This is a genomic window from Rhizobium sp. RU33A, assembly GCF_900156055.1.
GTDB lineage: Bacteria > Pseudomonadota > Alphaproteobacteria > Rhizobiales > Rhizobiaceae > Allorhizobium.
Genome location: NZ_FTMQ01000002.1, coordinates 355,266 through 378,440, shown reverse-complemented (window position 1 = coordinate 378,440; position 23,175 = coordinate 355,266). Strand labels below are relative to the sequence as shown.

Here is a 23,175-nt window from a genome sequence, read left to right as displayed (position 1 = left end):
TGATGTTCACAGCGGAAATCTGCCCGGGAAAAACCCGGGCAGACCATGGCGTTGAAGTCCTGCGGATCAGAAAGGCGAATCCGGGAAGTAGTAGCCTTCCGCGTTTTCAGGGGTGATCAGTGTCGCGTCCAGCGTGTAGGTGCCATGCACCGGAACGCTGTCGTAGAGGGCGGCAGCCGTCATTTCCATCGCCGTGCCAACCATCGACGGCGGATAGAGAACGTTGACCGGCACCATCTTGTCGCCGTCCATGACCTTCTTGATCATGTCCTTCGAACCGGCACCACCGATGATGTACTGGATATCGGTACGGCCGGCCTGTTCGATCGCCTGAAGTACGCCGACGGCCATGTCGTCGTCCTGGCACCAGACCACATCGATCTTCGGATATTTGGTCAGGTAGTCCTGCATGACCTTGAAGGCATCGTCGCGGTTCCAGTTGCCGAACTGGCGGTCGAGGATCTTGACGTTGGAGCCTTCGATACCCTTGTCGAAACCGTCCTGGCGCTGCTGATCGATCGGGATCGGCATACCGCGGATGACGACGACTTCGGCGTCCGGCGTGGTCTCGGCAATATACTTGCCGGCGACTTCGCCGAGAGCCGGGTTGTTGCCGGCCACGTAAAGGTCACGGACGGTGTTGTCGTTGACCGACGGTGCGCGGTCGACGAGCGCGACGAACTTGCCGCTGTCCTTGATCTGGCGGATGGCGTTGACAAGCGGATCCGGATCCGTCGGCAGGATGACGAGCGCGTCGATGCCTTGCGTCGCCAGATCCTGCACGGCATTCGCCTGGCTGGACGGATCAGCAGAGGTTTTCACGACGACATTGAGGCCCGGATGGCGCTCCATGAGCTGCTTGGCAATACGCTCGGCATGATAGATCACACCCGATGTCCAGCCATGTGTTGCGGCCGGGATCGAGACACCGATCGTCTTGGCATCCTGGGCCTGCGCTGCGCCGAAGATCGACACGAGCGCGGTCATGGCAACAGCCATACCCAAAAGTTTCTTGTGCATTGGTTTCCTCCCAAAGTGACGAGGGTCGAGTTTGAACGGACCGGGCGACCCTCCTGCCCGGCCGTTTCCTTACGCCTTGCGCGCCAGCGACCGCTGGACGAGCATCGCGATGATGATGATCGTGCCCTGGATGGCGCCGATCAGATATTCGGAGATGAAATTCGAGAGCAGCATGATGTTGCCGACCAGCTCGAGGATGAAGGCACCGCAGATCGTGCCCCAGACACGCCCCGCCCCGCCCTTGAGCGCCGTACCGCCGACAACGACGGCGGTGATCGCCTGCAGCTCCCAAAGGATGCCGGTCGTTGCAGAAGTCGAGCCGAGACGCGGCACGTAAAGCAGCACGGCAATCGCCACGCAGAGGCCCTGAATGACGAAGGCGATGGTGCGCACTCGATCAACCGCAATGCCGGAATAGCGCGCGACGTCCCGGTTCGAGCCAACGGCGACGACATGGCGACCGTAGCGCGTGCGGTAGAGGACGAGGGCGGCAATGGCGGTGACGACGAGAATGATGACGATCGGCACAGGCAAGCCGAGGATCGAGCCGAAATAGACCGGCCGGTAGATGTCCTGCTGGGCCGTATCACGCAGCGTGATCGCCCCGCCCTGAGAGAGCCAGGTGGTCAGGCCGCGATAAATGCCCATCGTGCCGAGCGTGGCGATAAAGGGTTCGATCTTGCCGACAGTGGTGATCAACCCGTTGGCGAGACCGCAGAGCGAGCCGATGACGATGGCAAGGGCCATCGCGGCGGCAATCATCAGGCCGGGATCGGCAATCGCGCCGGAATTCATGAACAGGATCATCAGGCTGGCAACGAAGGCCACCATCGAACCGACGGAGAGGTCAAGGTCGCCTGAGGAGATGACGAAAGTCGCACCCACCGCGATGATCGCGATGAAGGCCGAGCGCGTCGCGACATTGGCAAGATTGGTGAGGCCGATGAAGTTCGGGTTCACCAGCGCGCCAACGATCAGGAGGATTAGAAGCGCGGCGAAGGGGGCAACGGCACGCAGATCCACATCGCGAAAGGTGCGGCGTGGACGGCCAGTTGTGGTCGTATCAGTCTCGGCAGTCATGGTCTTCCCGTCTCCTCCCGCACGCCTCGTTTTGAGGTCGCGCACCCTGAAGTCTTCGTGTTCAAGCCCGGTCTTGCCGCCGGGCTGGTGCAGTCAGTCAGCTCGCCATCTGCCTTTTCAGGCCGGCGGCGTAGCGCATGATGGTCTGTTCGTTGATGTCGTCGCCCTCGAGCAGGCCGACCATGCGACCTTCACGCATGACGGCGACCCGCGTGCAGAGGCCGATCACCTCGGGCATTTCCGAGGAGATGACGATGATCGAGCGACCCTCGCGGGCGAGCGCTGCGATGAAATGATAGATCTGCTGCTTGGTACCGACATCGATGCCGCGCGTCGGCTCGTCGATGATGATGATCTGAGGCTCGACCTCCATGATCTTGCCAAGCAGCAGCTTCTGCTGATTTCCACCCGACATGCGCCCGACGCGGACCTTTTCGTCGCGCACCCGGATATCGAAGCGGCGCTTCGCCCGCGCCATGGCCTTCGCCTCGCTGCCGGGATCGAGATAGCCGTGGCGCACATGGTTATCCATCGACTGCAGCGTCAGGTTCGCCGTCATGCCCTCGCCGAGCAACAAGCCTTTGCCCTTGCGATCCTTGGTCATATAGGCGAGCCCACGCCGGTTCGCTTCGCGGAAATCCCCGGCCTCCAGCACAGAGCCCTTGAGCCTGACCTCGCCCGACAGACGCGGACGCAGGCCCGCCACCGCCTCCATCAGCTCCGTGCGCCCCGACCCGATCAGGCCGGAAAAGCCGAGCACTTCACCACGCTTCAGCTCGAAGCTGGCATTCTTCACAAACCCCGTCGTCAGATCTTGAACCGAAAGCGCGATCTCTTCGTCGACATTGGGTTCATGTTTGGTTGGATAAAGGCTCGACAATTCGCGCCCGACCATCAGCTGGGCAATCGCTTCGCTATCGAGCGCCGACGTTGGCGCGGTCTTCACCCATTGGCCGTCGCGCAGAACCGTGACCCGGTCGGTGAGTTCCATGACTTCGTCGAGCTTGTGGGAAACGAAGACGAAACTCGTTCCCCGCGCACGCAGCTTGCGCACCTGGTCAAACAACACCTCGGTCTCGTCGCGCGAGAGAACGGCCGTCGGCTCATCCATGAAGACGATCCGGGCCTTGCGGCTGATTGCCTTGGCGATCTCGACCATTTGCTTGTCGGCGACCGGCAGCGAACTGATCAGTGCATTCTCATCGATCCTGGAGCCGAGTTGATCGAGCACACGTCGCGCCTCCGCTTGCATGGTCTTGCGATCGAGCAGACCGAAATGCGTGACTTCGCGACCGAGAAACAGGCTCTCGGTGACGGTGAGATGGTCGGCGAGATTGAATTCCTGGTGGATGAGCACGATACCGAGCGCCTCGGCGGAGCCATTGGCCGGCAGCGTGACCGGTTCACCATCCAGCAGGATGCGACCGGCCGTCGCCTGCTCGAAGCCTGAGAGGATCTTCACCAGCGTCGATTTGCCAGCACCGTTCTCGCCCATGAGGGCGTGAACCTCGCCCGGCAAGACGTCGAAATCGACGCTGAACAGCACCTGCACATCGCCAAATGATTTGGAGATACGCTCCGCCACGAGCACGGGTGTCCGCGCTTCGCCCCCAGCCAAATTCATGCAATCCTCCCAGGCGGCTCCTCAACCGCTTATGGCCCATTGTGTAAACCTTTACATGGCCGATGTAAAGGTTTACATCATTCACTCATAGGGACAATTTGTTCCCTCTCGGCTTCCGCAACCGCAGCAGTGAATGTAAGGTCTCCAACGATTCCAGACGGATAGGGGATAAAGCCGCGTGCCGGACACAGCACCAGCGACGATCGAGGACGTGGCGCGCATCGCGGAAGTGTCGATCGCGACGGTCAGTCGTGCGATCCACACCCCGGACAAGGTGGCGAAATCGACCCGCCAGCGGGTCAACCAGGCGATTGCCATCACCGGCTACACGACCAATGCCATGGCGCGTTCGTTGCGCATGGGCCGGTCGAACATGATCCTGATCCTAGCCCCCGATATCGGCGACCCCAATTTCTCTTCGACCCTGATTGGCCTTGAGAACGAAGCACGCGCCCATGGCTTCGGCGTCCTGATAGGCCATACCCAGAACGATCCCGAGCGTGGGCTCGAATATCTGAAATTTTTAAGCTCCGGCCAGGCGACAGGCCTCGTTCTCTTCACCGGCCATGAACCCTTTGGGCACCAGGTCATCGGCCAAAGGCTGCCGCCCTCGGTCGCCGTCTTCGAACCCGTCTTCGGCTCGAAGATCTCCTATGTCGGCGTCGACGACGTCGCCGGTGCGCGCAAGGCGGCCGAACATCTCCTGTCGGCCGGGCACCGCTCCATCGCCTTCATCGGCGACAGCAAGACAAGGCTCGGCCACCAGCGTCGGCGCCAGGGCTTCGACATTGCGCTCGATGCCGCGCGCATCCCGCCGGGCCAGCGCTTCGTGCTGGAGGGGGAAGGTACGATCGAGAGCGGCCGCCTCGCCGTCGAGCAACTCTTCATGCGCGATCAGCTGCCGACCGCATTCATGTGCGTCAATGATGCGACCGCCGTCGGCGTGATCAACGGCCTGACCGCCCGCGGCTACGACCTGCCCTACGACTTCTCCGTCATCGGCTTCGACGACGTGCCCCAGGCGACCTATGTGAACCCCGCGCTCACCACCATCCGCCAGCCCCGCACCGCGATCGGCCGTCAGGCCATGTCGCTGCTGATCAAGTCACTCGCCGATCGCCCGACCGAGCGCCAGGAAATCCTGCTGATGCCGGACCTGATCGTGCGGGGGTCTGTGGCCGGACCGGCCAAGCATTAGCCTTGCCGCATCGCCATACTTTGCAGATGGACCCATATTCGGTCTGGGCCGTTGACCAACATACACCTACATTGGCGGTTCAATAGCCCGTCCCTGCCAGCAATCGGAAGTTACAGATGAGTGTCGCCTTCACCAAGGAAGAGAGTTCGGAAACCGCAGCAGAAACCCATCTGCCGGATCGACCGATCTCGTCCCATCCCAACTTTGTGACGGCGTCAGGCTTCCGGCTCCTGGAGACCCACGCAGAAGAGGCACGCGCCGCTTATCTCGCAGCACAAGCAATCGAGGACATCAACGAGCGTCGACGCCAATCGGCCGTGCCCTATCGTGACCTCAAATACCTGACGGAACGGCTGCACAACGCCCAGGTGATCCCGGACCCGGACGACAACACGGTCGTCGCCTTTGGTAGCAAGGTCACCTTCGAACGCGACGATGGCCGCGTCCAGACCTACCGCATCGTCGGTGAGGACGAGGCGGACCCAAAGACGGGCTCGATCTCCTTCGTGTCGCCGGTCGCAAGCCAGCTGATGGGAAAGAGTGTGGGCGATGTGGTGACGGTCGGCGACCAGGAACTGGAGATTACGGCCATAGGCTGAGCCGCCCAAGGGGGCACACCTTTCACCGCAGTCATAACTGAGGCCGGCAACGGATGTCCCAAATCCGCAAACGTCGTCATCCTCGGGCTCGTCCCGAGGATCCACTGCCGCCTGCCGCAAACTCGACTCTTCAGGCGACCGCAGCTGCCGCCCAGCATTCCGGAGAAGTCTCAACCGCAGCCACCCTCGGTAGATCCTCGGGACGAGCCCGAGGATGACGACGCTTGAGGAATGCAAAAGGCCAGGACACTTGCGCGCCCCGGCCCTTTTTTTCATCGAAGATACCCGAAATCAAACGTAGCGATTAACAACGTTTTCCAGCAGTTCCTGCTTGCCGGACACCGGCTTCGGATTGACGTTCTGGCTTTCAACGCGAGCAGCGATGGCATCGAGGCTTTCTTCGCCACGCAGCATCTTCTGGTTCTCGGCCTTGTCCCAACCGGCATAACGCGAGCCAAGCGGGCCGGACAGCGCCTTGTCTTCCACCATCTTGGCAGCAGCCTTCAGGCCGCGGGCGCAGCAGTCCATACCGCCGATATGGCCGATCAGCAGGTCTTCGGCGTCGAGCGACTGACGGCGCAGCTTGGCGTCGAAGTTGGTGCCACCCGTCGTGAAGCCGCCGGCCTGCAGGACCTGGTAATAGGCCAGCGCCATTTCCGGAACATTGTTCGGGAACTGGTCGGTATCCCAGCCGGACTGGTAGTCGTTGCGGTTCATGTCGATCGAGCCGAAGATGCCGAGCGCGTTGGCAAGCGCCAGTTCGTGCTCGAAGCTGTGGCCCGCGAGGATCGCATGGCCCTGCTCGATGTTGACCTTCACTTCGTTCTCGAGGCCGTAGCGCTTCAGGAAGCCATACACGGTCGCGACATCGTAGTCGTACTGGTGCTTCGACGGCTCCTGCGGCTTCGGCTCGATCAGGATCGCGCCCTTGAAGCCGATCTTGTGCTTGTATTCGACGACGAGGTTGAGGAAGCGGCCCATCTGGTCGAGTTCTCGGCCGAGGTCGGTGTTGAGCAGCGTCTCGTAGCCTTCGCGGCCACCCCACAGAACATAGTTTTCACCGCCGAGCTTCAGCGTCGCATCCATGCAGGTCTTCACGGTCGCGGCTGCAAAGGCGAAGACATCGGGATCCGGGTTGGTCGCAGCGCCCGACATGTAGCGGCGATGCGAGAACATGTTCGCCGTGCCCCAGAGCAGCTTGACGCCCGTCTCTTCCTGCTTTTTGGCGAAGTAGTCGACGATCTCGTTCAGGTTCTTGGTGTTCTCGGCAAAGCTCGCGCCCTCAGGGCGAACATCGGCATCGTGGAAGCAGTAGTAGGGCGTTCCCAGCAGCTGGAAGAATTCGAAGGCGACATCGGCCTTCATCTTCGCCGCGGCCATCGTGTCCTCAAACCACTGACGTTCAAACGTGTTGCCGCCGAACGGGTCGGTGCCCGGCCAGACGAAGGTGTGCCAATAGGCAACCGCAAAGCGCAGATGGTCTTCCATCCGCTTGCCCATCACCACCTCGTCGGGATTGTAGTGACGGAAAGCCAGCGGATTGGTGCTGCCTTCGCCTTCATATTTGATCTTCTGGATATTGCCGAAGAAACCTGTGCTCATGGGTAGTCCTCCTTGGTGTGTTTGTATGTCTACCCTCCCCTTGAGGGGGAGGGTCGGACCGAAAGGTCCGGGGTGGGGTGATGGTGGGGTTCACCCCCACCCGCTGCTTACGCAGCGACCTCCCCCCTCAAGGGGGAGGTAGAAGCTCAAAGTCCCCGGATCGCCGGATAAAGCGCCCGGTAGCGGCCGTAAGCCGTCTCGTAAGCCGAGCTCAGCGCCTTGACTGGCTCAATCGTCTCGGCCGTCTCGGGCGCCGTGCAGACCGAAAGCGGATCCGCCCCGGTCGCCGCAATCAACCCAAGCCGCGCCGCACCGAAGGCAGCGCCGAAATCACCGTCGGCGGGAATGTCGACCGGCATATCCAGCGCAGTCGCAATCGAGGACAGCCAGTAGCGGGAACGCGAACCGCCGCCGATGGCCGTGACGCGCGAGATCTTGGTGCCGGCGGATTTCAGTGCCTCCAGACTGTCCCGGATGGCGAAGGTCACGCCTTCCAGCACGGCTTGCGTCAGCACGACCCGATCACTTTCATGGCCGAGACCGATTAAGGCGCCGCGGATCTTCGCGTCATTGTGCGGCGTGCGTTCGCCCGAGAGATAGGGAAGGAAAGTAACCCCGGTGGGCGCCTTCAGCGCATCGCCCAGTTCGCCGGTCAGCTCGCCAGCCGACTTGCCGGTCACGCCGGAATGCCAGTTGAGCGCGTCGGTGGCCGACAGGATGACACCCATCTGGTGCCAGGTGTTGGGCAGCGCATGGCAGAAGGCATGCACGGCGCTTTCCGGCTTCGGCAGATAGGAAGCGTTGGCCGCGAACAGCACGCCCGAAGTCCCGAGCGAGACGAAGGCCTGGCCTTCGGCAACCGTGCCCATGCCGCAGGCCGAGGCCGCATTGTCCCCTGCCCCGCCGGCAACGACCACGTCAGAACCGAGACCCCACTTTGCGGCCAGTTCAGCGCGCAGCGTGCCCGCCCGATCGGTCCCCTCAACGAGGCCCGGCATCTGTTCGACGGTCAGCGCGGTCGCGTCAAGCAGTTCCGTCGACCAGGCCCGCTTGCCGGTATCGAGCCAGCTGGTGCCAGCCGAATCCGACATGTCGGAGAGATATTCGCCCGTCAGCAGAAGGCGCAGGTAATCTTTCGGCAGCAGAACCTTGGCGACCTTCGCAAAGATCTCAGGCTCGTTGTTCTTCACCCAGGCAAGCTTCGGCGCGGTGAAGCCCGGAAAGACGATATTGCCGGTCAGCGCGCGGAAGCGCGGATCGGCATCAAGGCTCGCTGCTTCCGCGTGGCTGCGCGTGTCATTCCAGAGAATGCAGGGCCGCAAGACCCTGTCCTGCGCATCGATCAACGTCGCGCCATGCATATGGCCGGAAAGTCCGATACCCTTGACGGCGGCCAGTTCCCGGGGGTGCGACGCCTTCAGCGCCGCAATCGCCTCTTCGGTCGCGCGGAGCCAGTCGCCCGGCGCCTGTTCCGACCAGCCAGGATGCGGTCGCTGCACGGTGAGACCGGCATGGCCGACGCCGACAACCTTCTGGTCGCTGTCGATCAGCATCGCCTTCACGCTCGATGTGCCGAGATCCAATCCGAGATACATGGGTGTCCTCCATTCCTCTGCCTTCAGGGCAGATTGTCCTTCAAGAATATGTCGATACGAATGCGCTCCTGCGCGGCCACGACCGGCAGACCGTCGGCCTTGGCCTTCAGTACGCGAATGGCGCTGCGCACCTCGTGGCCGGCATCCTGGTTCAGCACGGCATCGATGAGGCCGGACTGGAGCGCCCCGCGCGTCGTCTCCGTCAGTTCATGGGCGATGACCACCGGCCGGCGTTCGGCCGGCTGCCGTTCCAGCGCCCTGATCAGGCCGCGATTGCCAGCACCAAGACTGTAAAGCGCGACAATGTCATTGCGGTCCGCGAAGAGCGCGGAGAGCTTGCGTTCGACAACAGCGGGATCGTCACGCCCTTCAATCACGGGCAAGACTGCAAGCCCAGGGAAGTCCTGCGCCATCACCGAAGCGAAGGCCTCGCAGCGCTCGCGATGGTCGCGCACCAGCATGGAGCCCGCGAGCACCGCAACCTTGCCCTGCCGGCCAGCCGCAAAGCGTCCGAGCAGGCTCGCTGCAGTCCGCCCGGCAGCCGCATTGTCGATCCCGGCATAGTGATCTCGCTCCGCGCCCGAGAGATCAGAAACGAGGGTGACCAGCGGAATACCGGCAGACACGATCTCCAGGGCAGCCGCCGCCACATCGGGCGCATCGACGGCGACGAAGGCAATGCCCGCCGGCTCTTCCATTGCCGCGTGTCTGAGAGCGGCAGCAAGCGCTGCGGCATCGAAAGCCGGCACGTCGATAAGCCGGATCGCGATCCGCTCGACGCCCGCGCGTGCGCTTGCCTCGTCGAGTGCAAGCCTCAGGCCCCGCATGAAAGAATTGTCGTTCGACGGAATGATGAAGGTCAGCGGATAGATCCGCCCCTTGGCAAGGTTCGCCGCCGCCACGTCGCGCACGAAGCCGAGTTCGCTCACCGCCTGATCCACCTTCTCCCGGGTGCGCGCGCTCACCCCCGGCCGACGGTTCAAAACTCGATCGACGGTGGCAAGGCTTACGCCCGCGCGGCTGGCAATGTCATGGACAGTCGGCTTCATTCTCTTCTCCGGCGCCTGTCCTACACCGGCGAATGAGGTACGTAAATCAGAATTTGACGTACGTACCTCTTTCGCTCGAAAAAAAGACCGCCTCAACATGTGAGGCGGTCTGAGCCTTGGAGATCAGGGAAGAGCCTGAACCCGCAAGCTTACCCGGGCATGGTGGCGTCAATGGCCAGCGCCAGCGGGTGCTGCACCCGTCGGCTTCTTCAGCAGCAGCACCATGAAGACCAGCGCAACGAAGAGCACCGTCAGCCCCATGAAGACGTCCATGAAGGAGAGGAGCCAGGCCTGCTGCGTCACCACACCCGACAGCTTCTTGATCGCCACCGCCGTGCCATCGAGGCCATAGCTGTCATAGTTGGCACCGACACTGGCGAGCCAGTCGAGAGCCGCCTGGTTGCCCCATGAAAGCTGCTCGGAGAGCCGCGCATAATGATCGTCAGATCGCTGCGTCAGCATTGTGTTGATGATCGCGAGCCCAACGGCACCGCCGAGGTTTCGGGTCAGATTGAAGAGGCCGGAAGCGTTCTTGATCCGGTCAGGCGGCAGTGTGCCGAGCGCCAGATTGTTGATAGGAACCATGCAGATCATCAGCGAGCAACCACGCAGGATCTGCGGCACCAGGAGTTCGTAGAAGTCCCAGTCTGCCGTGATCCCGGTCATCATGTAGGTGCCAAGCGCGAAGCCTGAAAACCCGATCATCATCATCACGCGCGGATCGAGCTTGTTCGACAGCGCACCCGCCACCGGCGCGGTGAGGAACATCGCAGCGCCCGAGACGAACATGGTTTCACCGATCATCAGCGAATCGTAACCTCTGATACGCCCGAGATAGAGGGGGTAGAGGTAGGTCAGCCCGTAGAGGCCGACACCCATGACGAAGGAGAACAGCGAGCCGAAGGCGAAGTTTGCATTGGAAAAGGCACGCAAGTCCACGACCGGCAACTCGACCTTGAACACGCGCCAGAAGAAGATCGCCCCGCCGATCACCATGGCGACTGTGCCGAGCACGATGTGATAATCGTTGAACCAGTCCTTGTTGTTTCCCTCCTCCAGCACGAATTCCATCGTGCCGAGGAAGACCGCCATCGAGGCCAGCCCCCACCAGTCGAACTTCTTCAGAAGCTTGAGATCCGGCTTGTCGAAGTCGATCAGGCTCCATGCGGCGGCCGCGACCAGTATCCCCGGGATCACGTTGATGAGAAACAGCCAGTGCCACGACATGGCATGACTGATGTAACCGCCGATCGTCGGGCCGATCGTCGGCGCGAGTGTGGCGACGAGACCGACCATCGGCGAGACGACGTTGCGCTTCGACGGCGGGAAGATGGTGAAGGCAGCCGCGAAGACGGACGGGATCATGCCACCGCCGATAAAGCCCTGGATCGCGCGGTAGACGATCATCTGCTCGATATTGGTGGCCGTGGCGCAGAGAGCACTGGCGAGCGTGAAGCCTGCGGCACAAAAGGTGAAGAGCACCCGGGTGGAGACGATCCGGGCCAGCACACCAGAGAGCGGAATCATGATCACTTCGGCGATCAGATAGGCGGTCTGCACCCAGGCGACTTCATCTGATCCGGCGCCGAGACCCGCCTGGATTTCCGCAAGCGAGGCCGAAACGATCTGGATGTCGAGGATCGACATGAACATGCCGAACACCATCGCCAGGAAAGCGAAGACGCGTTTCGGATCCATCCGCTCCTCGGCAGGTGCCGGGGGCGCGATGGCTGTAGAAGTGATTGCGGCCATGACACGGCCCTTTCGATAACGTCAGCCGGTGGTGTTACTTCGCGGCAAGCGCCTGGCCCTCGGGGGCCGTGCGGGTGTCGACGTCGACGATAACGCTGAGGCCGGCGCGCAGATGGCCGCCGGCAAGCGCTTCCTTGGGCAGCGCAATGCGGACAGGCACGCGCTGGACAACCTTGGTGAAGTTGCCGGTGGCGTTTTCAGCCGGCAGCATGGAGAAGATGGCGCCGGAGGCCGGTGCGATCGACGTCACTGTCCCCTCGAGCGCATCGTCGCCATAGGCATCGACATGGATCGAGACCTTCGAACCCGGCACCAGATGCGCGATCTGGGTTTCCTTGAAGTTCGCCTCGATATAGAGTTCGCTGGTCGGCACCAGAGCCGCAAGACGCTTGCCGGCCGAGACGAGATCTCCCGATTGAACCGAGAGATTGCCAATCACGCCGTCATAGGGCGCCTTCAGCACGGTGAAATCGAGATCGCGCTTGGCTTTCGCCACCACCTGATCCTGCACCTTCACGGCGTTCAGTGCTTCATCCCGCTGTGCCTTGAGGATCGAAAGGTTGGCTTCGGCAGAAGCGACCGCCGCGTGGCCCGCCACCAGATTGGCGCGGGCCTGGTCGAGCGCCACCTTGGCATTGTCGAGATCGGCGGTGGTGCCGACACTCTTGGCCGCAAGCTCGCTCGCGCGCTTCTCCGTGATTTCGGCGCCCCGAACTGCAGCCTCCAGAGAACCGAGTTGCGCTTGAGCCTGCGCGACGCTCGCCTGACCACCATTGATCTGCGCATCGATGCGGGCGATCGCAAGATCGGAGCTCTGCTTCCCGGCCACGGCCTGATCATAGGCGATCTGGTAGTCGCCGCCATCGAGGGTCACAAGCGGATCGCCGGCACGGACGACCTGGTTGCTGGCAACGTTGACCTTCTCGACATAGCCAGAAACCTTAGGCGAGATGATCGCAATGTCACCTTCGATATAGGCGTCGTCGGTCGACACCATGAAGCGACCATCGATCCACCATTGATAGCCGTACCAGGCACCGCCTGCGAGCAGTGCAGCAAGGATGACCGGTAGCACTGGGCTGCGGCGTTTCGGCTTGGAGGCGGAGGTCTTTTCCGGCGGATGGGGTTCCCCTGCATCCATCTCCGTCAGGAGCGCAGCCTCATTCCGGTCGACTGGAGTGGAAGTGGAACGAAGGGCGGTGGATCTTGGCGTCGCTGACATGATATGAACCGGGGATTGGTGAATTCTCTCGAACTGAACCGTTCGGTTCGATTGACATAGAGCCTTTTTTGCCCCATATCAAGAGGCAGAAACGGGCCTTGGAGACGAGGCCGCGCAACGCAGTTAATTTTTTGTCGGACAGGAAATGTCGAAACAAGAGCAGGAAATCGCCATGACGCCGCCCTCCTATCCCGTCGCCGGGGTGGGTCGCTTCGCTGCGGGCGCAGATCCGGTCAAGCGGGGACAGATCCTAGATGGGGCCAAGCGCGTCTTTATGAAGCTTGGCTACGATGCCGCAAGCATGAATGACGTCACCCGCGAGGCAGGCGTCTCGAAAGGCACCATCTACGTCTATTTCCAGAGCAAGGAAGATCTGTTTGGCGCTCTGGTAGAGCGAGAAAAGAGCGCCTTCGATGCCGCCATCCGACAGATCCTCGAAGAAAGCACCCACGTCGAGGAGGGCCTGCGGCGCTATGCGCTCGCCCACGCGCATTTCATTCTCGACACTGAGATGATCCCGACAATGCGCATCCTGATGGGTGTGCTCGACCGGATGCCGACGCTCTGTCAGCGCTTCTTTGCTTCGTCGCCCACCAACATCAAGGTGCTGCTGCAGGACTATATTGCTGCTGCCCATGAAAAGGGCGAACTCTCGGTCGAAGACAGCGATCTGGCCGCACGCCAGTTCATCGACATGTCAACAGCAGGCTATTTCAAGAAGCGGCTGTTCAACGACATCCCCGTGCGACCCGACGACAAGGAGATCGAACGCGTGGTCGAATCAGGCCTTCGTATGTTCATGAACTTCTACGGCCCCAGAAGCCCCGAGTCCTAAGCCTAATCTGCGACGGAACTTTATTCCGCGCGCGGATTTTAGTTGGCTGCTTGCCAACCCCACGGATATGGCTCATGTCCTGGGGATCATAATCCGTTTGATCAGCACGGAAGTCACTTATGGAAGATATCAGCGTTCTCCTCCAGGACCCCGCCGCCTGGGTCGCGCTCGTGACGCTCGTCGTCATGGAGATCGTGCTGGGCATCGACAACCTCATCTTCATCTCGATCCTGACCAACAAGCTGCCCGCCGAGATGCGCGAAAAGGCGCGCCGCATCGGCATCGGGCTTGCTCTAGTTATGCGTCTCGCCCTGCTCGGCACGGTCGCCTGGATCGTCCAGCTGACCACGCCGGTCTTCGAGCTCTTCGGCCAAGGCTTCTCTTGGAAGGACATGATCCTCATCGCCGGCGGCCTCTTCCTCGTCTGGAAGGCAACGAAAGAGATCCACCACGCCGTCGACCCCGTCGACAAGGAAGAGGACTTCATCGCCTCCACTGCATCGACGACCTTCGCGAGCGCCATCGGCCAGATACTGCTGCTCGACCTCGTCTTCTCGATCGACAGCATCATCACGGCTGTCGGCATGACGCCGCATGTCCCGATCATGGTCGTCGCCGTGGTTGCGGCCGTGACCGTCATGCTGGTGGCAGCGACCCCGCTTGCCAACTTCATCGAGAAGAACCCGACCATCGTCATGCTGGCGCTGGCCTTCCTGATGATGATCGGCACCACGCTGATCGCCGAGGGCATGGGCTTCCATGTGCCCAAGGGTTATGTCTATGCTGCCATGGCTTTCTCGGCCCTGGTCGAGGTGCTCAACATGTTCGCCCGCCGCAAGCGCGAGCGAGACCGTTTGGCCAAGACGGCAGTGCATTGAGCTCCAGCTGAATCGAAAAGAAGGCCTGTCGCGAGATGGGCCTTTCTTATCTGCAGCGATCGCGCTGGAACCGATCGGCTCTTGCCGGAATTGCTGTCAGCGCTTACGCCTTCATCGATCATCCGCATTTGGCCGGAGCCCAATGACATACGAGCAAATCCTCGCCTTTGGCCTCATCGCAGTGATGATGGCCGCTTTTCTCTGGGAGAAGTTTCGTTACGACGTTGTGGCCTGCGTGGCGCTCGTAACAGCGGTCGCGCTTGGGTTGCTGCCGGCAGCGGATGCCTTTTCCGGCTTCTCTGACGATCTCGTCATCATCGTCGGCAGCGCATTGGTGGTCAGCGCCGGTGTCGCCCGCTCCGGCGTGGTGGATCTCGCCATCAAGCGCTTCTTTCCTGCCCTCACCTCCCTGCACGGCCAGATGCTGCTGTTGCTGGTGACGGTGACGATCCTGTCCGCTTTCATCAAGAACATCGGCGCGCTGGCGATCATGATGCCCGTCGCCTTCCAGTTTGCCCGTCGGTCCCATGTCCCGCCCTCGGTCTTCCTGATGCCCATGGCCTTTTCCGCCTTGCTCGGCGGGCTCATGACACAGATCGGCACCTCGCCGAATATCGCGGTTTCACGGCTGCGCGAGGAGCTGACCGGCCAGTCTTTCACCATGTTCGACTTCACCCCGGTCGGCGCGACGCTCGCAGCCGCCGGCATCGTCTTCCTGATCTTCTTCTACTGGCTGGTCCCCCGCCGCGAGAACCAGAACCCCTCGCTGCAGGAGGCTTTGGAAAGCTCGAGCTTCGCCACGGAAGCCATGATCACCCGGCAATCGCCCTTCGCCGGCAAGACCCTGCATCACCTGCTGCAGACCGCGCATGGCGAGGTAACCGCAAGCGCCATCCTGCGTGGACACACGCGCCTCTCACCCTTCCCCGACGTGCTTTTGCATGAGGAAGACACGCTTCTCCTGGAAGGCCCCTCGGAAGCGCTCGACCGCATCGTTTCCCAGGGCAATCTGAGCCTCTCCGGCAGCACCGAGCATGATCGCAAGAAGCGTGGAGATGTCTCGTCGGTCGAGGCCGTCATCGGTCGAGGCTCGCCGCTGATCGGCCAGACGACGAGCGAGCTGTCGCTCGTCCACACCTATGGTGTCAATCTTCTGGCGGTGAGCCGCCAGGGCAAACGCATTCGCGAACGTCTGGGCCAACTGACGCTGCGCTCGGGCGACGTGGTGGTGCTGCAGGGTCTGCGCCAGCAGATGCCCTCCATCCTGACCGAACTCGGCTGCCTGCCGCTCGCCGAACGGGAAATCCTGCTGGGAACGAGCCGTAACATCTTCATCCCGCTGGCGATCCTCGTTGTCGCCATGGGTTCCACCGCGCTCGGCCTTGCCCCTGTCGCGATTGCCTTCTTCGCGGCAGCGCTTGCCATGGTCGCCTTCGGTGTCATCCCGGTCAGCGAGGTCTATCGCGCCGTCGACGGGCCGATCCTCGTGATGCTCGCCGCCCTGATCCCAGTCGCCGATACGCTGCGAACTTCCGGCGGCAGCGACGTGATTGCCGGCTGGCTGAATGCGGTCGCTGGCGGCCTGCCCGCCTGGGGCGCCGTTGCGCTGATCCTCTTGACCGCAATGGCCGTGACGCCCTTCCTCAACAATGCTGCAACCGTCCTTGTCATGGCGCCGATTGCAGCAAGTTTCGCCACCGGCATCGGCTACAAGCCGGAAGCCTTTCTCATGGCGGTCGCCATTGGTGCCGGCTGCGATTTCCTGACGCCGATCGGCCACCAGTGCAACACGCTGGTCATGGGTCCCGGCGGCTACAAGTTCTCCGACTATCCGCGGCTGGGCCTTCCCCTGTCAGTGCTGATCGTGCTGGTCTCGGTCCCCGCGCTCCTGATGGTCTGGCCGGTCCGCTGATCGGCTTGGGCCTGAAAACCACGCAAAGAAAAACCTGCGTCGGCGGGACGCAGGTTTTCCTTGGGGGCGGGGACTTGGGGGGGAACACAGACCAGACGGTAAGGGGCTCGTCTGCTATTTCGTTGGCCACGGAAAGAAACCGGAAAAACTTCCATGCTCCCTGATTCCGTCGCGTCCGGTTGGCTCGGCCTGCGCTCTGTCATAAGAACGCCGACCCCGCCTTCGGGTTCCGCGCCTTTGGAAATTCATTTGAAGATTTTTTCAGGCGCCGTAGCGCAAGGCGCGAGATCCGTGGTTTTTCTTGACGCAAGGGCCTGAATATGGCCTAAGGCCCAGCGGTGGAACCGGCTTGCGCATCGGCATTTCCTCGCCTGTTTCCGGCCTGCCGCCACACTGATTTCGCACCTTGTCCGGATCCGGCACACTGCCGTTCCCTTGCACGCACCACGAGCTGAATTCCATGACCAATTCCGGCGTCCGCGTCCGCATCGCACCCTCCCCTACCGGCGAGCCCCATGTCGGCACCGCCTATATCGCGCTGTTCAACTACCTCTTCGCGAAGAAATTCGACGGCGAGTTCATCCTGCGCATCGAGGACACCGACGCGACCCGCTCGACCGCCGAATTCGAACAGAAGGTGCTGGACGCGCTGAAATGGACCGGCCTCACCTGGTCGGAAGGCCCCGATGTCGGCGGCCCCTACGGCCCCTACCGCCAGTCCGAGCGCAAGGATCTCTATCGTCCCTTCGTCGACAAGATGCTCGACAATGGCGGCGCGTTCCATTGCTTCTGCACCCCGGCGCGGCTCGAAAGCATGCGCGAGGCGCAGCGCGCTGCCGGAAAGCCGCCGGGTTATGACGGCCACTGCCTGCATCTGAAGGCCGAAGAAGTCACCACCCGCGTCGCCGCCGGCGAGCCGCATGTCGTGCGCCTGAAGGTGCCAACCGAAGGCTCCTGCGATTTCCACGACGGCGTCTATGGCGATGTGTCGATCCCGTGGGAAAGCGTCGACATGCAGGTGCTTCTGAAGGCCGACGGCATGCCGACCTATCACATGGCGAACGTCGTCGACGACCACATGATGAAGATCACCCACGTCGCCCGTGGCGAAGAGTGGCTGGCCTCCGTGCCGAAGCACATCCTGATCTACAAGCATCTCGGTCTCGAGCCGCCCGTCTTCATGCACCTGTCGCTGATGCGCAATCACGACAAGTCGAAGCTGTCGAAGCGCAAGAACCCGACCTCGATCTCCTACTATTCGGCCCTCGGCTACCTGCCGGAAGCTCTGATGAACTTCCTCGGCCTGTTCTTTATCCAGATCGCCGAAGGCGAAGAGCTGCTGTCGATGGAAGAGCTAATCGCAAAGTTCGACCCCGACAACCTCTCCAAGGCTGGCGCGATCTTCGACATCCAGAAGCTCGATTGGCTGAACGGCCGCTGGCTACGCGAGAAGCTGACCCCGGAGGACTTCGTCGCCCGCGTCCTCGACTGGGCACAAGAAAACGACCGCCTGGTCGAAGGCCTGAAGCTTGCCCAGAGCCGCGTCACCAAGCTCGGCGAAGTCCCGCCGCTCGCCGGCTTCCTGCTCGCCAACGACGTTGGCCTGACGCCTGCCTCTTTCGGCGGCTTGAAGACCAGCCCGGCTGAGACGCTGGAGATTGTGACCACCGTTCAGGCGGATCTCGAAAAGATCCTCGAATGGAATGTCACGACCATCGAGGAAGAGCTGCGCGCGATCTCCGAGCGCATGGAAAAGAAGCTCCGCGTCGTCACCCCGCCTCTCTTCGTCGCCGTCTCCGGCAGCCAGCGCTCGCTGCCGTTGTTTGACTCGATGGCGCTCCTCGGCCGCTCGGTCGTGCGCCAGCGCTTGAAGGTGGCGATCCAGGTGCTGACCGCGATGGCGGGTGCGCAGAACTGATTTGAGATAGTGCCCCTCATCCGCCCTTCGGGCACCTTCTCCCCGTAAACGGGGAGAAGGCCACGACGGCCACCCTTGGCACAACATCTCCTCTCCCCGCTTGCGGGGAGAGGGTAGGGTGAGGGGCAAAGACTTACGGCAGAGGCCAGAGGCCGCCACAGGAACCACACGATGACCGAACAGACACCTGAAACCGCCCTCTCCTCCGACCCGACGGAAGTCCGTCGCCAGAAGCTCGCGCTGCTGCGCGAAAAGGTCGGTGACGTCTATCCGGCGCATTTTCACCGCACCATGACGAACGCGGAATTCGCCGAGAAATACGCAGGCCTCGAGCTGGACCAGGTGTCAGATGACATCATCACGGTCGCCGGGCGCGTCTATTCCTCGCGCAATTCCGGCATGTTCATGGATATCCATGATGCCTCGGGCAAGATCCAGATCTTCTCCCACAAGGACACGACCCCGGAAGAAGCCCGCGCGCTGCTGCCGATGATCGACCTTGGCGACATCATCGGCGTTACCGGCCAGGTCCGTCGCACCAAGCGGGGCGAACTCACGATCAACGCCCATGAAATCACCATGCTGACCAAGACGCTTCTCCCCATGCCGGAGAAGTATCATGGTCTTGCCGACATTGAGCTGCGCTACCGCAAGCGCCACCTCGACATCCTCACCAACGAGGAATCCAAGATCCGCTTCCAGCAGCGCTCGAAGATCGTTTCCGGCATCCGCCGCTTCATGGAGGCCGAAGGCTTCCTCGAGGTCGAGACCCCGATGCTGCAGACCGTCTATGGCGGCGCCACCGCCGAGCCCTTCAAGACCCACCACAACACGCTGAAGATGGACATGTACCTGCGCATCGCGCCGGAACTGTTCCTCAAGCGCACGCTGGTCTCAGGGCTTGCCGACAAGGTGTTCGAGGTCAACCGCAACTTCCGCAACGAAGGTGTGTCGACCCGCCACAACCCCGAATTCACCATGCTGGAATGCTACTGGGCCTATGCCGACTATGAGGACATCATGGGCCTCGTCGAGCGCATGTTCGAGACGCTGGCCGTCTCCATCCATGGCAGCACGGACGTGACCTTCGGCGACAAGGAAATCTCCTTCAAGGGCCCGTTCAAGCGCGTGCCCATGCCTGATGCCGTCAAGGAAGCAACCGGCATCGACTTCCTCGCGATGAAGACCGACGAGGAAGCCCGCACCGCCGCCAAGGCTGCCGGCTTTGCCATCGAGAAAGACTGGACCTGGGGCGAATGCCTCGCCTTCATCTTCGAAGAAAAGGTCGAGGGCACGCTGATCCAGCCGAGCCACGTCACGCATTTCCCGAAGGACATTTCGCCGTTTGCCAAGGAAGTGCCGGGCGAGCCGCGCCTCGTCGAACGTTTCGAGACCTATTGCAACGCCTGGGAAGTCGGCAACGCCTTCTCCGAGCTCAATGACCCGGAAGAGCAGCGCAAGCGCATGGTCGAGCAGCTCGAACAGGCCCATTCGCGCGGCGAAAAGGACAAGCAGCTCGACGACGAATTCCTCGACGCCATCGACCAGGGCATGCCCCCCGCCGGCGGCCTCGGCATCGGCGTCGACCGCCTCGTCATGCTCTTGACTAACGCCCCCTCGATCCGAGACATCATCCTCTTCCCGGCGCGCCGCAACCGCAACGACTGAGGCGAGCGTCGAAACCAGGCATCAGATCCCGGATCTCGCAAGAGGTCCGGGATTTTTCGTTTTAAGCGGAAGAATCGGGGTCACCGTGAACCCGGCGCGCCCTTCTCGGCAATGTCGAGAAATAGCCCGGTCATGATCCGCATGCCCTCCTCGGCAATCGACAAGAGCGCATGCTCGTTTGGCCCATGCTGGCCGCAGTCTGCATGCGCATGCGGAATCCAGATCGTCGGCAGACCAAGCACATCCGTGAAGACATCGTTCGGCAGCGAGCCCGCGAGATTGGGCAAAAGATGCGGCGCCTTGCCCGTGGTTGTGGTGATCGACTGTTCGACGAAGCGCACCCAGGGATGATCCGGCGGAAAGCGCGTCGCCTTGAAGGCGGGGCCCTTGGCCAGGATCTCCACCATCGGAAAGCCTGCCGCATCGAGATGCCGCCTGAGCGCCGGCAGGATCTCGTCCATATCGGTACCGACGACAAACCGCAGCTGGCAGGTCGCCCGCGCCGACCCGGAAATGGCATTCTGCGGGGCCGCGATGTTTCCCGCCGAAATCGCGAGAACTGCCAGCGAGTTCCAGCCGAAGACTCGTTCGGAGGGCGTCAGATCCGACTCCCCCCAATCGGCATCATGCCGACGCGGCGGCAAATCCTTCAAGGCTGCGCGAATATCCGGCGTCAGGCTCGTCGGCCGCCATTCCGGCACCAGGAGCTGGCCGCGCCGATCGACAATGGCGGCGATGGCATGGGTGAGCAGGGTCACCGGATCCGCCAGCAGGCCACCAAAATTGCCGGAATGATGATCCCCCGGCCTCAAATCCACGACGAGATCGAAGCTTAAGCCCCCGCGCGAGCCCATGAACATGGTCGGCGTCTCGACCTGCAGCCTCGGCCCGTCGGAGGCGATCAGCACATCGGCTTGAAGCAGTGCCCGCTCCTGCTCAAAGAAGTCCCGCAAGCCGTAAGACCCCGTCTCCTCCGCCATTTCCAGCACAATCTTAACGTTGAAGCCGAGGCGCCCCCGCCCTTTGATCACCGTCTCCAATGCCTTGATGTTGATCAGGTGCTGGATCTTGTTGTCGGCGGTGCCCCGACCGTAAAGCCGGTCGCCTTCCTGTGTCAGCTGGAAGGGATGCAACCCCTCGCGCCAGCGGGATGCCTCGCCGTTGCAGACATCGCCATGCCCGTAGATCAGGATGGTCGGCAGGCCCGCATCCTCGATACGCGACCCGATCAGAAGGGGAGCACCATCGGGCATTGGATTGTCGAAGATCCGGCAGTCAAAGCCGATGCATTCCAGCATAGGCCTGACATCGTCCTTGAGATAGGCGAGGAGATCGTCCGGCAGCCCCTCCGATTGGCTGACCGAAGGGCGCGCGACAAGCGCTGCGAGATCAGCGGCGAGACCGCCACCGGAAGCATAATCGGATACATGCTGAATAAGGGTCGTGCGTTCCATCGTTTCCCGGTCGTGTTGCGTGGGACCTCCCGACGCGAGACTACAGGATTCGACGGTTATGACGACCCGTCGGGACAGATATGCAGGACCGCAAGACGGGGCAGCGAACCTCAGTGATCGGCCTTCGCATGCTCGTCACCCTTGATGTTGGCCTTGGGCGGTAGAACAGCCTCGTCCTCCTCCGGGACTGTCGTGGCACCATGCTCCTCCGGTTTGGCCGGCGCAGATGCAGCACCCACATCCGGGGCGATCGGCTGCGCCCGCATTTTCTCAAGCCAGGCAGCCCCGTGGTCGTCACTCTTTGCACCATCCGAAGCCTCGGCGGGCTTGGCTTCAGCGGCGACATCTGCGGCGGGCGCCTCCTCCTCGGAACCGCCAAGCCCAACCATGCTCTTCAGCGATGAGAACCAGCCGTCTCCTTCGGCGGGCACCTCTTCGGCCACCGGCGTCTCACCAGCGGCTGCCTCATGGCCTGCGGCTTGTTCGACCGCACCGTCGTGACTGCTGTCATCCGCGCTATGGGCGGCAGCCTCATCAACAACCGCAGGCTTCTCTTCGGTATGCACCACCTGTTCTGCCCCATGCTCGGGCGCAGCCGCATGAGCCGCATCAGCCGGTTCCTGACCATGCGCGGCAGGATCCGTAGCTGCATGATCGGTCGCCGCGTCTCCATGCGTCTCGGCAGAACCTGCGTCTCGATGCGCAACAGCAGCCGGTTCCGCATGATCCTCGGCCGGCGCCTCGTGACCCTCGGCCACGGCACCATGGCCATCGGCGGGCGCAGCATGGCCATCGGCTGGCGCTTCATCGCCGCCGAGACCGACCATGCCCATCAGCGAGGCCATCCAGCCCTTGTCTTCTTCGGCACCGTGCTCGGCGACCGGAGTTTCCTCACCGTGTTCGCCGGCCGGCGCATCACCATGGCCCTCAGCCTCACCCTTGGCATCCGCCTCGCCATGCCCTTCGGCCGACTTTTCGCCATGGGCATCCTCGGCGCCATGAGCCGGCGCCTTACCGTGACCATCGGCGGCCTTCTCGCCATGGCCCTCGGCCTCCGTCACCAGACCTTCCGGCTTGACGCAATCTGTCTGGTCGTTGAGCTTGGCGACGAGCGCCTGAATATCCGCTTCGAGCATGTCGACACGCTCGCCGAAGAACTCGCCATTCGGCGCGGCAAGACCGTCGGCATAACGCGCCGTCAGAACACGCGCTGACATTTCCTCAGGCACGTGGCTTGGATCCGGCACATAGATGATGTCAGCCCCGATGGCGCGTCCACGCATGCCCGAGCGATCCTTCGGCCCGCTGGCGTCGAGCACGACCACCTGCACCAAATCGGCCTTCTTCGTTTCCTGCAGCGTCTTCGCCACGCGAAGCGCGGTCTTGACGCGGGCAAGCCCGTCACCGGGTTCATCTGTGGTGATGAATTTGCGCACCCAGAAGCGATCCTTCTTGTGGATCTCGACGGTCTTCACCTCGGTGCATTCCAGGCCGTTCAATTCGGCATAGGACGGACCGAGAAGCTGGTCCGCGCCGATATAGACGGCAGCGGCACCTGTGCCGCCGAGGGTCACGAGAACCCCGCCCAAAATCAGCATCAGCTTTCGTGAAAGGTGGATCTTAGGCACCTTCACGCTTGGAACTCCGCCATGACACTGTCCCGACTGTTTACGCAATACTGAAGACCACCATACGCGCCTCTGCTTGCGGAACCTTTAACCCCGGCTTTCCACTTACGGCACACCGCGCTCGCGACTCTTTTTGCGAAT

17 protein-coding genes are annotated in these 23,175 nt (G+C 62.1%); 7 read left to right on the top strand and 10 right to left on the bottom strand.

All coding sequences use genetic code 11. The annotated features are described in order from the left end of the window. Positions 1-66: 66 nt before the first annotated feature. From BW978_RS07760 to BW978_RS07750, 3 genes are all read right to left on the bottom strand, one after another. Positions 67-1,020, bottom strand: a complete 954-nt coding sequence (locus BW978_RS07760) for a substrate-binding domain-containing protein (RefSeq protein ID WP_076393849.1) — start codon at positions 1,018-1,020, stop codon at positions 67-69. A 69-nt stretch (positions 1,021-1,089) separates the two neighbouring features. Then, positions 1,090-2,100 (bottom strand): ABC transporter permease, encoded by a 1,011-nt coding sequence (locus tag BW978_RS07755; protein ID WP_076393847.1) that lies wholly within the window; start codon positions 2,098-2,100, stop codon positions 1,090-1,092. A gap of 97 nt (positions 2,101-2,197) precedes the next feature. Then, complete coding sequence (locus BW978_RS07750) at positions 2,198-3,724, bottom strand: sugar ABC transporter ATP-binding protein (RefSeq protein ID WP_076393845.1); 1,527 nt, start codon at positions 3,722-3,724, stop codon at positions 2,198-2,200. A gap of 178 nt (positions 3,725-3,902) precedes the next feature. Between BW978_RS07750 and BW978_RS07745 the strand changes: the two genes are divergently transcribed. Both BW978_RS07745 and greA read left to right on the top strand, forming a co-directional pair. Beyond that, positions 3,903-4,922 carry a LacI family DNA-binding transcriptional regulator gene (locus BW978_RS07745; RefSeq protein WP_076393843.1) on the top strand — a complete coding sequence of 340 codons (1,020 nt, stop codon included), beginning with the start codon at positions 3,903-3,905 and terminating at the stop codon, positions 4,920-4,922. 116 nt (positions 4,923-5,038) lie between these two features. Continuing rightward, positions 5,039-5,521 (top strand): transcription elongation factor GreA, encoded by a 483-nt coding sequence (gene greA / locus BW978_RS07740; protein WP_076393841.1) that lies wholly within the window; start codon positions 5,039-5,041, stop codon positions 5,519-5,521. Between the two features lie 291 nt (positions 5,522-5,812). Here greA and xylA read toward each other — a convergent pair whose 3' ends face one another. From xylA to BW978_RS07715, 5 genes are all read right to left on the bottom strand, one after another. Next, the gene (gene xylA / locus BW978_RS07735; RefSeq protein ID WP_076393839.1) at positions 5,813-7,123 is read right to left on the bottom strand and encodes a xylose isomerase; all 1,311 of its coding nucleotides are present in this window, start codon (positions 7,121-7,123) and stop codon (positions 5,813-5,815) included. A gap of 146 nt (positions 7,124-7,269) precedes the next feature. Next, a complete protein-coding gene (xylB, locus tag BW978_RS07730) occupies positions 7,270-8,718 on the bottom strand; it encodes a xylulokinase (protein WP_076393837.1) in 1,449 nt (482 codons plus the stop codon). 23 nt (positions 8,719-8,741) lie between these two features. Then, positions 8,742-9,767: a LacI family DNA-binding transcriptional regulator gene (locus tag BW978_RS07725; protein ID WP_076393835.1), complete on the bottom strand. Its 1,026-nt coding sequence runs from the start codon at positions 9,765-9,767 to the stop codon at positions 8,742-8,744. Between the two features lie 168 nt (positions 9,768-9,935). Continuing rightward, positions 9,936-11,519: a DHA2 family efflux MFS transporter permease subunit gene (locus BW978_RS07720; protein ID WP_076393833.1), complete on the bottom strand. Its 1,584-nt coding sequence runs from the start codon at positions 11,517-11,519 to the stop codon at positions 9,936-9,938. 34 nt (positions 11,520-11,553) lie between these two features. Next, positions 11,554-12,741, bottom strand: coding sequence for an HlyD family secretion protein (locus tag BW978_RS07715; RefSeq protein WP_076393831.1), 1,188 nt, complete (start codon positions 12,739-12,741; stop codon positions 11,554-11,556). Between the two features lie 145 nt (positions 12,742-12,886). Here BW978_RS07715 and BW978_RS07710 point away from each other — a divergent pair, with 145 nt between their 5' ends. The 5 genes from BW978_RS07710 (at position 12,887) to lysS (ending at position 19,952) form a co-directional block, all read left to right on the top strand. Continuing rightward, complete coding sequence (locus BW978_RS07710; protein ID WP_076393829.1) at positions 12,887-13,576, top strand: TetR/AcrR family transcriptional regulator; 690 nt, start codon at positions 12,887-12,889, stop codon at positions 13,574-13,576. A gap of 119 nt (positions 13,577-13,695) precedes the next feature. Beyond that, positions 13,696-14,454 carry a TerC family protein gene (locus BW978_RS07705; protein WP_076393827.1) on the top strand — a complete coding sequence of 253 codons (759 nt, stop codon included), beginning with the start codon at positions 13,696-13,698 and terminating at the stop codon, positions 14,452-14,454. Positions 14,455-14,596: 142 nt separating this feature from the next. Then, positions 14,597-16,366, top strand: a complete 1,770-nt coding sequence (locus BW978_RS07700) for an SLC13 family permease (RefSeq protein ID WP_076393825.1) — start codon at positions 14,597-14,599, stop codon at positions 16,364-16,366. 460 nt (positions 16,367-16,826) lie between these two features. Next, positions 16,827-18,284 carry a glutamate--tRNA ligase gene (gene gltX / locus BW978_RS07695; RefSeq protein WP_076393823.1) on the top strand — a complete coding sequence of 486 codons (1,458 nt, stop codon included), beginning with the start codon at positions 16,827-16,829 and terminating at the stop codon, positions 18,282-18,284. A gap of 171 nt (positions 18,285-18,455) precedes the next feature. Next, on the top strand, positions 18,456-19,952 hold the full coding sequence (gene lysS / locus BW978_RS07690; RefSeq protein WP_076393821.1) for a lysine--tRNA ligase: 1,497 nt from the start codon (positions 18,456-18,458) through the stop codon (positions 19,950-19,952). Positions 19,953-20,032: 80 nt separating this feature from the next. On the opposite strand, the gene BW978_RS07685 is transcribed toward lysS, so the two are convergent. Then, the gene (locus tag BW978_RS07685) at positions 20,033-21,406 is read right to left on the bottom strand and encodes a M20 family metallopeptidase (RefSeq protein ID WP_076393819.1); all 1,374 of its coding nucleotides are present in this window, start codon (positions 21,404-21,406) and stop codon (positions 20,033-20,035) included. A 110-nt stretch (positions 21,407-21,516) separates the two neighbouring features. Then, positions 21,517-23,004: a hypothetical protein gene (locus BW978_RS23290; RefSeq protein WP_076393809.1), complete on the bottom strand. Its 1,488-nt coding sequence runs from the start codon at positions 23,002-23,004 to the stop codon at positions 21,517-21,519. Between the last annotated feature and the right edge of the window lie 171 nt (positions 23,005-23,175).

Excerpts from the sequence above, each read along its gene's own strand:
- BW978_RS23290 (WP_076393809.1), bottom strand. The coding sequence starts at position 23,004 with ATGCTGATTTTGGGCGGGGTTCTCGTGACCCTCGGCGGCACAGGTGCC.
- BW978_RS07710 (WP_076393829.1), top strand. The coding sequence starts at position 12,887 with ATGTCGAAACAAGAGCAGGAAATCGCCATGACGCCGCCCTCCTATCCC.
- gltX (WP_076393823.1), top strand. The coding sequence starts at position 16,827 with ATGACCAATTCCGGCGTCCGCGTCCGCATCGCACCCTCCCCTACCGGC.
- BW978_RS07725 (WP_076393835.1), bottom strand. The coding sequence starts at position 9,767 with ATGAAGCCGACTGTCCATGACATTGCCAGCCGCGCGGGCGTAAGCCTT.
- xylB (WP_076393837.1), bottom strand. The coding sequence starts at position 8,718 with ATGTATCTCGGATTGGATCTCGGCACATCGAGCGTGAAGGCGATGCTG.
- greA (WP_076393841.1), top strand. The coding sequence starts at position 5,039 with ATGAGTGTCGCCTTCACCAAGGAAGAGAGTTCGGAAACCGCAGCAGAA.
- BW978_RS07715 (WP_076393831.1), bottom strand. The coding sequence starts at position 12,741 with ATGTCAGCGACGCCAAGATCCACCGCCCTTCGTTCCACTTCCACTCCA.
- xylA (WP_076393839.1), bottom strand. The coding sequence starts at position 7,123 with ATGAGCACAGGTTTCTTCGGCAATATCCAGAAGATCAAATATGAAGGC.
- BW978_RS07760 (WP_076393849.1), bottom strand. The coding sequence starts at position 1,020 with ATGCACAAGAAACTTTTGGGTATGGCTGTTGCCATGACCGCGCTCGTG.
- lysS (WP_076393821.1), top strand. The coding sequence starts at position 18,456 with ATGACCGAACAGACACCTGAAACCGCCCTCTCCTCCGACCCGACGGAA.
- BW978_RS07750 (WP_076393845.1), bottom strand. The coding sequence starts at position 3,724 with ATGAATTTGGCTGGGGGCGAAGCGCGGACACCCGTGCTCGTGGCGGAG.
- BW978_RS07720 (WP_076393833.1), bottom strand. The coding sequence starts at position 11,519 with ATGGCCGCAATCACTTCTACAGCCATCGCGCCCCCGGCACCTGCCGAG.
- BW978_RS07700 (WP_076393825.1), top strand. The coding sequence starts at position 14,597 with ATGACATACGAGCAAATCCTCGCCTTTGGCCTCATCGCAGTGATGATG.
- BW978_RS07755 (WP_076393847.1), bottom strand. The coding sequence starts at position 2,100 with ATGACTGCCGAGACTGATACGACCACAACTGGCCGTCCACGCCGCACC.
- BW978_RS07685 (WP_076393819.1), bottom strand. The coding sequence starts at position 21,406 with ATGGAACGCACGACCCTTATTCAGCATGTATCCGATTATGCTTCCGGT.
- BW978_RS07705 (WP_076393827.1), top strand. The coding sequence starts at position 13,696 with ATGGAAGATATCAGCGTTCTCCTCCAGGACCCCGCCGCCTGGGTCGCG.